Below are 11,855 nucleotides of genomic sequence, written 5' to 3' on the forward strand. Positions count from 1 at the left end.
TGGTGTTAGTAAAAACCATTGAGGCTATCTAGCCTTTCATAAAATTGGTGACTATGGTTGTGTCTTTACACAATCTTTAATATCTGATGTAATAGAGTATTTTATTAACAAAATTAAAGACTGTGATTGAATACCTAGCCTCCGCTACAAAACTGAAATATGAAGATTGAATCGCTGTCATTAGAACAGATATTACAAAACCTGTGTACATTTAAAACGCACACATAACATTAATATGCAAAGAGCCGCCATGCACATCTGACCGCAAACTTCCCTCTTATAAGTAGAGGAATCTCCCTCACTTGAGGTTTTAATCTTATGCTTATATTGTCTTCAAACCGTGAAAGTAATAATCACTTTTTGAAGACCAGGAAGATATCAGTCTAGTAGCGATCGCCTAAAGCAGACCACTTTACACATCCAAGGAAGAAGCACTGCTGTTTTAACTGCAACACCTACTCTAAGAGAGATATACATATACTTCAAAATACAGAATTAGTATCTTTTTGTCATAACATTCACACCACTTATAAAACTGTCATAGTTAGATAAGGCAATCACACATGACAGTGCTGTCAGTATAGTCCGTAGTTGAACAATATGCTAATTACTGCCTTGGTACTTAAGCATATCTTGGGAATATTGAAATCTTGTGACACAAGCAAATGAATTCTACTAAATTCAATCTGTCTTTTTCTGTGATCTAAAATAAGTATAATTTTGTCAAAGATTGTATACTTGCGGCAAATTAGTACATAGTTTGAGGATGCTTATAGTGTGTTGATGTAGAAACAGTAATCATGTATGTGCTATTAGAAACGACAGTTAAGTTAGAACTTAGCAGTGGTAGCATTCATAACTATTCAGTTCCATTTTTAGTTATTCTGAGTCACCCAAGGTTACTCACGACTTAGTACTGGTTCCAGTTTAGTAAGTGAAGATAACAAGCTGGAACTCTCGACTGATACAAGTATAATATTTTACTGATAAATAAGTGGCCTTTTTCGTAGAAGCAACTCAGCATCAAATCGAATGACAGTCATAATTTCTTAACCAACAAGTCCTAGGTATTATGGGAAAGGCTCAGATTCGGCTAAACTGAGACTTGGTTTATTGCATTGTTTTAAGTAGGCATGGAAATCGGACAAAAGGTTAAAGTCTTTCGTTTGCGCGATCGCGTCTCTCCCCCAATTGTCAAAAGGCTAGGGCAAGTTGGTATCATCGAAGGCTATAAAGTCACTGATGGTGCTGGTATTGGTGTGGTGGTGAAATTTGAAGATAATTTTTCCACGTGGTTTTTTGAAGATGAAATCAAACCAGTGTAGTAAGCTGTGCTGCAAATAACCCTGTACATTTACTAGTGTTGACTGTTAACAACTCGGATTGGAGTTTTTCTCCAATCTGAAACTCAAAGCAGAAGCGGAGAGTATTTGCTGAGTGCTAAGTTGGAGTGGAAAACATCGGCGGTAATTGGAAATCAAGCAATGGCCCTAATATTGACATTTTTGGGCAAAAGCGGCACTGCTCGTAGCAAAATTGCGATCGCCGCAGCCAAACTTTTGGCCAGCCAAGGCAAGCGTGTACTCCTAGCAGGACTTGCAGAACCAGCATTACCCATCCTGTTAGATACTACCCTGACCTCTGACCCCCAGGAAATTGCACCCAATTTGCAAGTTGTACAGTTGCAAGCATCTGTACTTTTAGAACGTAACTGGGAAGAGGTGAAAAAACTTGAGGCGCAATACCTCCGCACGCCTATCTTCAAAGAAGTTTTTGGTCAAGAACTAGTAGTATTACCAGGAATGGACAGCGCTTTGGCCTTAAATGCCATTCGTGAATATGACGCTAGTGGCAAATATGATGCAATTATTTATGATGGCACAGGTGACGCTGCTAGTTTGCGGACGTTGGGTTTACCAGAATCTTTGAGTTGGTATGTGCGACGTTTTCGGCAATTGTTTGTCAGTTCTGATTTAGGGAAAGCGATCGCCGAATCACCATTCATTCAACCACTGATTAGCAGCTTTTTCAATATAAATTGGACGGCAGATAACTTCTCTGCACCAACGAATCAGGTCAATAATCTCTTAGACAAGGGTAAAGCTGCTCTGTCCGATCCCAAGCATGTCGCCGCCTTCTTAGTAACCACATCAGAGCCGATTGAGGTTGCAAGCACTCGTTATTTGTGGGGTAGCGCTCAACAAGTTGGTATCACTGTTGGTGGTATTATCCTCGTGTCTTCCCCAGCCAACGCTAACCTCACAGAAGAATTCACACCTTTACCCGTTAGCGTCATTCCCAACTCTCCAACAGGCGAATGGCAACCTTTAATAGATGCTCTCCCTAACTTTGCACAGCAAGCTATACAAGCTCCTAAACCAATTGAAATTGATATCCATAACCGCCAAGTACGCCTATTCTTGCCGGGATTTGACAAAAAGCAAGTCAAACTCACCCAGTATGGGCCAGAAGTGACTGTAGAAGCCGGAGACCAGCGGCGCAATATCTCCCTACCCCCGTCCTTGAGTGGCAAACCTGTGACTGGAGCAAAGTTTCAAAGTAATTATTTGATAATTTCTTTTTAGGGACTGATGACTGGGGACTAGGAATTTTAGATTTTAGATTTTGGATTTTAGATTAAAGTCGAATCCAAAATTGCAAATTTAAAATCCAAAATTGAATTGCCCCCTGTCCCCTGTCCCCTGCCCCATTCCCCATTCCCAACAAATTCGTTATGTCCGACTCAACTCCTATTACCCCAAATTCCAACCAAGCTGAAGCACTGGATTCAGTAGCAATTAATACTAGCGAAGAAGTTACAGCCATTAGTGATCGCACTGCCAAAACCAGACAAATGCTGGGGATGAAAGGTGCGGCGCCAGGGGAAACTTCTATTTGGAAAATCCGCCTGCAATTGATGAAACCAATCACCTGGATACCTCTAATTTGGGGTGTTGTCTGCGGTGCGGCTTCTTCTGGGAACTATATCTGGAGCCTAGAAAATGTCTTAAAGGCGGCGGCTTGTATGTTACTTTCTGGCCCTCTACTGGCTGGTTACACCCAAACCCTGAATGATTTCTACGATCGCGAAATTGATGCAATTAATGAACCCTACCGTCCCATCCCCTCCGGCGCAATTTCTGAGCGCCAAGTAATTACGCAGATATTAGTATTATTTCTAGCTGGTATTGGTGTGGCATTTACTCTCGATGTCTGGGCTGGTCATGACTTTCCCAACGTCACAGCCCTGGCGATATTTGGTTCTTTCATCGCCTACATCTACTCTGCACCTCCCCTGAAACTGAAGCAAAACGGCTGGTTAGGGAACTATGCTTTAGGCGCAAGTTACATCGCTTTACCTTGGTGGGCGGGTCATGCTTTATTTGGCGAACTCAGTTGGCAGATTGTGATTCTCACCCTATTTTACAGCTTGGCAGGATTGGGTATTGCCATTGTCAATGACTTTAAGAGCGTAGAAGGCGATCGTCAACTGGGATTACAATCTCTACCCGTCATGTTTGGTATCACTACTGCAGCCTGGATTTGCGTAGTGATGATTGATTTATTTCAAGGACTAGTTGCTGCTTACCTCGTCAGTATCCATGAGAATTTATACGCAGCCATTCTCGTACTGTTAATCCTCCCACAAATCACCTTCCAGGACATGTATTTTCTCCGTGACCCCCTAAAGAATGATGTCAAATATCAAGCCAGCGCCCAACCATTCCTAGTTTTGGGAATGCTTGTTACTGGTTTAGCACTAGGTCATGCTGGCATTTAACCAACTTACTAATTCATAATTCTTAATTGTTTCTCTGATTACGAATTAGTAATTATGGGAATCCGGTTTGATTGTTGAAAAAATCTCAGTAGTTGTAGGGTGGGCATTGCCTAGGATGTTGACTTTGTACGAAATTAGCTAAAAATTATCATGCAATTTTTGTGTTTACCGTAGGGGCATCGGCACTGCCGTGCCCTGATGAGAACGTCAACTACGACTATTATTTTGTATGATGCATTTTGGGCTGAAAACCCTCAGAGTCAACAGCCTAGGCATTGCCCACCAAAACCCCGTGGTGTCAGGGAAAGCGCATATCAAATGTTATTGACATAAGCAATGTTTTGTGGTTAGTACGTATTTCCGTTCTTTCTGGCTATTACAAGACGGAATAATTGTAAAGTTAGCGTAACAATTAACCTGTTATATCTTAACAATCCAACAGGTTAACTCTGGTTAATTGAGCGATAAACGCTTATAGGGCAAACAACTCACAAATGCATATTTTTGTCAATGATTATTAAGGGTATTTCAAAAATAAAATAGTAGTCCTATATTTTAATTTATACTTCTTGAGTGAGAAGTTAGCAATTAGGAGCTAGCAGTTAAGATACTTCTAACTCCTAATTTTTAAGTGTTATCAGGAATTATGATTTTGGAACTAATATCTGTTGCCTTTCGTGGAATTCAACTGCTCTTAATCCCGATTTGCTTTATCAGCGCTTGGAGTTTAATTATCCTAGTTGCTTGGAATTTATGGACAGCGGCACGAGATAGTGTAGCTACAGCCAAGCAAATGCATCAAATTCCTTGTCCTGGCTGTCAATTTTTCACTGACGATTACCGTCTTAAATGTACTGTCCACCCATCGATTGCCAATACAGAAGAGGCTATTGATTGTGGAGATTTTCAAGCCAAGACCAATCCTTACCTGTATTAAGGGCGAATTAAAACTGCTGTATTTTAATTTAATTCTCCTACTTATCGATAAAATAAAAGAATAAATCTACATTCATACTGTGTTTATGGCAACCCAACTCGGTGAAGCCAAATCCCTAACGGAACTGGTAATTTCTTGGGAAGCATTACCTGAAGATTTTCAACTAGAGGATGAACCAGTGAAGAATACCGGTCAGCCAATTTTGGCTGGTGCTTTGCGTGAAAGCCTAGAAATTAGTGGATTCATCCAACCACAAATGTTGATAGTCTCAAACTTTGCTTTGTGTGCAACCATCAACGGACAATCTATTGCGAAAGCACCAGATTGGGTTTATGTGCCATCGGTTAATCAAGTTGTCAGCAACCGTAGAAGTTATACACCTAATTTAGAAGGTGATATCCCCACAATGGTGATGGAATTCCTCTCGGAAACTGAGGGTGGAGAATATTCCGTTAAGCGTACTTATCCACCAGGAAAATGGTTTTTCTATGAGCAAATTCTACAAGTTCCCATCTACGTAATATTTGAACCAGATGGCGGTTTATTAGAATTTTATCAACTGGGCAATCAACACTATGAGTTGAAGCTACCCGACGAAAATGGTCGTCATTGGGTAGAGTCAATGGGTTTATTTTTGGGAACTTGGCAAGGAACAAAAGAAGCACGGACTGGTTATTGGTTGCGATGGTGGGATGAAGCAGGTAATTTGTTACCTTGGGCTGTGGAAAAGATTGAACAAGAACGTCAACGTGCTGAACAAGAACGTCAACGTGCTGAACAAGAACGTCAGCAAAAAGAACGACTTATTGCTTATTTGCAATCTCAAGGTATTGACCCGAACAATTTACCACCAGTTTAAATCAGTTATCAGTTATCAGTTATCAAATTTACTGTTCACTGTTCACTGTTCACTGATTTAATGACTAATCTCTAACAATACTTTTAAAACACCGCGACTCTGAGCCAATTCAAAAGCAGCTAGTCCTTCATCCAAGGGATAGCTGCTGTGAATCAGGGGTTTAACATCAACTTTTTCACTTGCTAACAACTCCAGTGCAGGGAGAAACGGCCCGCAACGGGAACCAATAAGTGTAATTTCGTCTACTACCAAAGAAGAAGCATCTAGGCTCAGGTGTCCAGCATAGGTACTTTTCAGTACTAGAGTACCACGGGGACGTAGGGCACGGCGGGCGATCGCAAATCCTGCTGGATTACCAGTACACTCTACAGAAATATCGAAGTATCTATCTGTGACAGCGTCAGCTAAACCAGTTTTGATACTCCGTGCTGCTAAATTAGCAAGTTTCTCTTGATGACGCCCCACTACCAAAAGCTCACAGCCAGTTACAGCTAGTGTCTGCGCTACTAGTTGTCCTAGTTTACCATCACCAACTACTAGCACTCGGTCATCTGCACTTAACGTTACCTGCTGCTGAATTTCCAGTGCTGCTGCTAAGGGTTCGGTAAATGTCGCAACGTCAGTCGGCACATTATCAGGTACAGGATGTAGATTTTTGATTGGCAAGCTGAGATATTCGGCGAAAGCACCGTGACGGTTAACAATGCCAAGTACAGTACGGTTTTCACAATGAGTTGGTTGTCCACGGCGACAGAACCGACAGTTTCCACAAGCAGCGTTAATTTCTCCCACTACTCGCTGGTTAACAAGGTGTTTTGGCCCCTGTTCGACAACACCAACAAATTCATGCCCTAAAATACCAGTATAGGGATAGTACCCTCTGATGAGTTCCAGGTCAGTGTTACAGATACCTGCACGCAAAACACGCACAAGAACTTCCCCTGGTGGTGGTTGTGGAACCGGGATATCTGTGCGTAATTGTAATTGATTATTTTCGAGCCAAAGTCCTTTCATAGTCATTTCCGAGAGTATTGGGTGGCTGATCGGGAATGGCTGGTGCATACTACTTTAATATGTATACATTATAACTTTTAATAAACCCTCAAAATTCAAATAAGAAGGGATTTGGGGAATCTACTTCAATTTTATTTAACCAAATTACTAGATCGTCTGAGTGAACTGCTATTTCACTTCCCAATGTTTTGATATAAAGAAGTCCATCACTAATAATTAAGTCTTTAATGGGATACCATGAACCTCGTCTTCTGATCAGAAGTTCTAAGGGAATTCCTCTTTGTAACGCATATTTACGATATCTCCACCATGCTCGCCACAAGTACACTGATTTGGTACAGTGCATCTGATAATCTTTCGGAATCTGGCAATGTTGATAACAGTAGCAACTACGACTATCTAATTCTCCCGTCAGGATATAGCTGTAATTCGCTAATGTTTCATTTATTAGATCCCAATGTGACGAATTTGCCTTAATGAGAAATTCGGGTGGCGTCTTATCTAGTTGAGCGGTGGCAACTACACCCTCTGATTTTGCCGTAATTTGGTTACTCTTATAAACAGTTTCTGCTTTCAAGGCAGGGTTGGCTAACAAAACTTCTTGTTTCTGGATAGAATACTTAACAAACTCACGTACCAAATCCACATTAGACAGCATAGCTTTTTATACTCGATGTCCCATTGTGAAGGCTTCATTCACAATGTGTAAACTAGTAATTATACTGCCAAATAATTGCTGCAATGGGAATCCGGTTTGATTTCTGAAAAGATGTGTAGGGGAGCCAGTGGAGTTGTGTGAGCAGCGATATAGCGCTTCCTATTCAAATGAAGTACAAAAATATATCATGCTGTGTAGGGGCATGGCACTGCCATGCCCTTACCGATGTACCTCACGCTTGTCGAGAAATGCTATAGTACGGCATCAAACCCTCGATAATGGTGCATTACTGGCGTGTCCAGACTAAAATGATACAATAGATTTTTGATTTTATTGGTATAAATCGATATTTTCTGTTTATTTCTAATGCACTATTTTAGCTATGCCAGTTCACTACTGGCTAATTGGGATGAGAGAATGTTTTCCAGATCAAATTAAGTTTCGGAATTTGGTTCAATTCTGCTTAACCAAATTACTAAATCGTCTGAGTGAAATTCTGTCTCACTGACTAAAGTTTGGATATAGAGAAGACCATCGCTAATATTTAAATCTTTAATGCCATACCAGGAATCTCTTATTTGAACTAAAATGTCCAATGGAATGCCTATTTTTGTGGCGTATTTCCGATATTTCCACCATGTTTGCCACAATAAAACAGATTTAGTACAGTGAAGTTTATAGCCTGGTGGTAATGAGCGATATTGATATGAATAAAAACCCTTACCATCTATTTCTCCTGTGAAAATATAGCTATAGTCTGCTAATGTCTGATTCATCAATTCCCAATAAGACGAAGTTGCATGAATCAAGAATTCAGATGATGTAGCAGTGAGTTGGGACGTAGCAACTACCCCCTCCTTTTTTGCTATTAATTGGTTGGTTTTGTATGCCATTTGCGCTTGCAAAGAAGAGTTTGCTAACAAAACTTCTTTTTTCTGGATAGACTCTCCAACAAACTCGCGCATTAATTCTATATTAGACAACATTTGTAATCAATCACCCTTTAGCCAATAACCCCACAAGTGAATTACACGGGGTAATTATCTATACGCAGCAAAAATGTAATTTCCTGAAGGATTGCCGAAATTACCTGCAAAATTTTTTCTCTTTTGCAGGTGACTTAGGTTAAATCAGTAGACCTCTTGCAAAAGTCAACAAATCAGGAATGTCATTCTGAACGGAACGCAGTGGAGAGAAGAATATCACCAGATGTTTCGCTCTGCTCAACATGACAATTTAAGCATTTATGCAAGAGGTCTAGTGAACAATGAAAAGTGCTGAGTTGGTAAACAGTGAACATTTATCACAGTTTTAGTCCGAGTTCAATCCTCAACTGTAGCTCGCTTCTTGTAGGGGAACCCAATACTTTTAGATACTGATAACGGTTTAAATTTTTACACTTTCGATAAAAGGGGTAAATACTGGCAATAATTCCGGACGACTGACAACAAGGGTGGGAAAAGAGCGATCGCTATAATCAACTCCCGGTGATAAAGGAAACGGCTCTGATTTTAGCGACTTCCATGTACCGCCAGCAGCTTGGACAATTACCCAAGCGCCAGCCAAATCCCAAACTTTTGGTGTCGCCTCCACACCTCCCAATGTCGCCCCAGTCGCCACCATCAAGAAGTTATAGCTAGCAACACCCAACATGCGAATTTTGCAGGGAAAGCCTGGCTGTGCCACTGTGAGGCTGCGAGAACAGAGGTTAAAAAAGTGATTATTACTCGGATCGTCTACACTGCTGTGGATGGGGTGGTGATTGAGAAATGCCCCTGTTGGGGTTGATAGTCCAGATGTACCCGGCCAAAATCCGTGAAAAGCTTGATTCAGTGGAGGCACATAAACGTAACCAAAAATGGGCGTGCCTTGATACAGTAAACCCAGAGAAATCGACCAAATGGGTATACCCCGTGTAAAGTTAGTTGTGCCATCCAAAGGGTCTATTACCCAGCACCATTCTGTACCAGGAAAAACTTGTTCGCTTTCTTCGGTTAATATGCCATAACCAGAGAATGTGGAGGCGATGGCATCTCTAATTTCCTGATCAGCCCATTTATCAGCTTTTGTCACTAAAGTGCCATCAGCTTTTTGCAAAGCCTGCACTTGCCCAAAATCCTGCATCAACTGCTTACCCACTCTGGTAGTGATGGTTTGGGCAAAGTCGAGAACCGTGATCCAAAAATCATTCATGGTTGGTTGTCATTTGTCATTTGTAATTTACTCCCCAGTCCCCAGTCCCCAGTCCCCAGTCCCCAATTCAATCTAAATCGCTTTCTAAAACAGAAGCGATCGCTTGTTTGGTAGTTGTTTTAAATTCTTTCACATTTACTCGGTTCAAGAACCAAATTGACACCACCATCCCGACGGCTTCTAAGACAAATACCATGCCATAGGCTAGTTCCAAGCTAGGTAATAGCTTGCGTCCTAAATCTAAAACGCTACCGCCGATGACTACCGCCAATCCCCTAGATACAGATTGTGCTAGTCCCCATGCACCAATAAACGTACCTGCAGCTTCAGCAGCGGTGAGATCCAGCATCAAGCTAACTGCTGCCGTAGTTAAGACACCAGTAGATAAACCAAATAAAACTAAACCTAATTTTAAGAAGGCTGGATTAGCAGAAAAACCGGATATTCCTAGTAATAGTGAACAAAATGCTACCAAAATACAGCCCAATTGTGCAGTTCTGCGTTTACCCAAACGCGGCACAATTAGGAAGCCACTAATACCGTAGGCAAGTAGTATCCCCGTGCCATAAAAAACATTGAGTTTGGTACTTTCCGCCAATGGCATTTTAAAGACTTGACCCGCGTAAGGCTCTAAAATGGGGTCTTGCATAAACAAGCTAATAGTCATCACCAGTAAAAAGGTGAAAAATAAACCTGTTTGGGGACTGGCTGTCAAGATTTTCCATGCCTTGCCTAAGCTAATACTATCTTCCCGGTTGGTGACTGTGGAACGGTTGGAGTATTGGGAATACTTTTTTTCTACACCCAAGGTAGCGGCGATCGCCAATCCAAATACAATCGCTGGGACAATCATAAACAGCTTGTTAATTGCTGCCTCTAAAGTGGCTAAATTGGCTTCTGGGGTTAATTGCTTGAGTAAGCTGGCGCTAATAATTGCCCCCACAATAATCCCCACCATCAGCATCGACCAAACAATACCCACCACTTTAGAACGGTTATCTTCTTCCGAGATATCCACCAACAAAGCAGCAAAAGCCGTCCCGCTAGCACAAATCGCTAAACCATAGACAGCGAAAACCAAAGCTAGAAGTGCTGTCCAGCCGATTGTTTGGGTTGTCCATACCCAGCCAGTAGCACTGCCAGCCGCATGATTCAACTGCCACATTACTTGCACAGATAAAAAAGCAGCGATCGCAAATATTGCTGCCCCCACCCAAACATAAGCTGTGCGATGATAGCCCCATAAAGGCTTGGCATCGGACATTTGACCAAACCAAATCCGAGAAGGTGAAACAAAAGCCGGCAGTGCTAGCACCAGTGCTACCAGCGTTGCTGGAATAGCGATTTCCTGAATCATGACTCTGTTCAGCACCCCCAGAGTCAAAATGGACATCATGCTCAACCCCATTTGAAACAACCCCAGCCGGAACATAGTCAGCAGGTTGACCCTTGGCACTACTAGAGATTTTGTTTCAGCATCAAACACTTCACCGCTTGCCATAGCTACTTTTTCGTATGGTTTATGGAATATAGTCTCTCTTTAATTAAAGATAAACTGTTCCATATTGCAAAAAAAAACCCAGTCATTTGGGGACGTCAACTTTTGGCTTTGGTGCTAGAAATGCTCTTGATTTCACCAGAGTGGGAACTTGGTAGCAGGGTACTCCAGTTTCTAATAGCAAGAGTACTGGATTAAAACCCAAAATTGGTACTGGATCACTGTCGATAACGCAGATTGTAGGGTATTGGTCTTGTAAATGCGAATGCTTTGAGAGTAAAGCTCGTAGCTGATAGCGGGAGCAAAGCGATTTGGTGAAATCGGGTAAAAAATAAGCGATCGCATCTGCAATGAATTACATACAATCTGCTGGCATTACTATAACGGATCAACCGGATGGACAAACCTACTGGCATCAATGAGCTGCTATGACCAACCGAAACATTAATCAACGGAATCAGCACTGGGTCAAAATTTTAGTTTGGATCGGACCTCTAAGTTGGCCAGTGATGGCGATTTATGTTCTGATCAGCAATCGTCAAATGTGGGGAGGGCTAGTCGCACTACTTTACGTCGCTATCCCAATCAGCTTGGCAATTCATGTGATCGCTCCACTCGCCCTAATAATTTTGGTATTTTATCGTCGCCGTCGCAGACAACGCATTGGCAAAATGATCCGTTGGGGCTTGCTTTACTATGCCTTAATTCCCCTGATCGTTTTCGCTATTTCGCTCTGGCTTCAAGGGATTTCAGGCACTCTAGCTTGGGGTGAGATGATGATGCGAATGATGCGTGAGGTCATGTTTCTGATTCGCAAATGAACCGTATTCTCGATAAAGAAGAAGCATTAAAAAAGCTGACATCAGTTCCAATAAGTGGACGACGACCCATTGCTAGCACTCCAACATTACGCTC

The 11,855-nt window shown here is 41.8% G+C and carries 11 protein-coding genes; 6 read left to right on the top strand and 5 right to left on the bottom strand.

Annotation, left to right across the window (positions count from 1 at the left end):
- The first annotated feature begins 1,133 nt into the window (after positions 1-1,133).
- The 5 genes from CAL7507_RS25520 to CAL7507_RS25540 all read left to right on the top strand — a co-directional run bounded on the left by CAL7507_RS25520 (position 1,134) and on the right by CAL7507_RS25540 (position 5,577).
- On the top strand, positions 1,134-1,325 hold the full coding sequence (locus CAL7507_RS25520; protein ID WP_015131373.1) for a DUF2862 domain-containing protein: 192 nt from the start codon (positions 1,134-1,136) through the stop codon (positions 1,323-1,325).
- A 159-nt stretch (positions 1,326-1,484) separates the two neighbouring features.
- Entirely contained in the window at positions 1,485-2,585 is a 1,101-nt protein-coding gene (locus CAL7507_RS25525) for an ArsA family ATPase (protein WP_042342499.1), read from the top strand.
- A gap of 149 nt (positions 2,586-2,734) precedes the next feature.
- Entirely contained in the window at positions 2,735-3,781 is a 1,047-nt protein-coding gene (chlG, locus tag CAL7507_RS25530) for a chlorophyll synthase ChlG (RefSeq protein ID WP_015131375.1), read from the top strand.
- Positions 3,782-4,427: 646 nt separating this feature from the next.
- On the top strand, positions 4,428-4,718 hold the full coding sequence (locus CAL7507_RS25535) for a hypothetical protein (RefSeq protein ID WP_015131376.1): 291 nt from the start codon (positions 4,428-4,430) through the stop codon (positions 4,716-4,718).
- An 85-nt stretch (positions 4,719-4,803) separates the two neighbouring features.
- Positions 4,804-5,577: a Uma2 family endonuclease gene (locus CAL7507_RS25540; RefSeq protein ID WP_015131377.1), complete on the top strand. Its 774-nt coding sequence runs from the start codon at positions 4,804-4,806 to the stop codon at positions 5,575-5,577.
- Between the two features lie 57 nt (positions 5,578-5,634).
- Here the strand turns inward: CAL7507_RS25540 and CAL7507_RS25545 are convergent, their stop codons facing one another.
- The 5 genes from CAL7507_RS25545 to CAL7507_RS25565 form a co-directional block, all read right to left on the bottom strand.
- Positions 5,635-6,591 (bottom strand): alcohol dehydrogenase catalytic domain-containing protein, encoded by a 957-nt coding sequence (locus CAL7507_RS25545; RefSeq protein WP_015131378.1) that lies wholly within the window; start codon positions 6,589-6,591, stop codon positions 5,635-5,637.
- 88 nt (positions 6,592-6,679) lie between these two features.
- Positions 6,680-7,249: a hypothetical protein gene (locus tag CAL7507_RS25550; protein ID WP_015131379.1), complete on the bottom strand. Its 570-nt coding sequence runs from the start codon at positions 7,247-7,249 to the stop codon at positions 6,680-6,682.
- A 434-nt stretch (positions 7,250-7,683) separates the two neighbouring features.
- Positions 7,684-8,235, bottom strand: a complete 552-nt coding sequence (locus tag CAL7507_RS25555; RefSeq protein ID WP_015131380.1) for a hypothetical protein — start codon at positions 8,233-8,235, stop codon at positions 7,684-7,686.
- Positions 8,236-8,635: 400 nt separating this feature from the next.
- On the bottom strand, positions 8,636-9,442 hold the full coding sequence (locus CAL7507_RS25560) for an inositol monophosphatase family protein (RefSeq protein ID WP_015131381.1): 807 nt from the start codon (positions 9,440-9,442) through the stop codon (positions 8,636-8,638).
- Between the two features lie 67 nt (positions 9,443-9,509).
- Positions 9,510-10,943, bottom strand: coding sequence for a BCD family MFS transporter (locus CAL7507_RS25565; protein ID WP_015131382.1), 1,434 nt, complete (start codon positions 10,941-10,943; stop codon positions 9,510-9,512).
- Positions 10,944-11,368: 425 nt separating this feature from the next.
- Here CAL7507_RS25565 and CAL7507_RS25570 point away from each other — a divergent pair, with 425 nt between their 5' ends.
- Positions 11,369-11,761 (top strand): hypothetical protein, encoded by a 393-nt coding sequence (locus CAL7507_RS25570; protein ID WP_015131384.1) that lies wholly within the window; start codon positions 11,369-11,371, stop codon positions 11,759-11,761.
- Positions 11,762-11,855: the final 94 nt, after the last annotated feature.

Source organism: Calothrix sp. PCC 7507 (assembly GCF_000316575.1).
Classification (GTDB): Bacteria; Cyanobacteriota; Cyanobacteriia; order Cyanobacteriales; family Nostocaceae; genus Fortiea.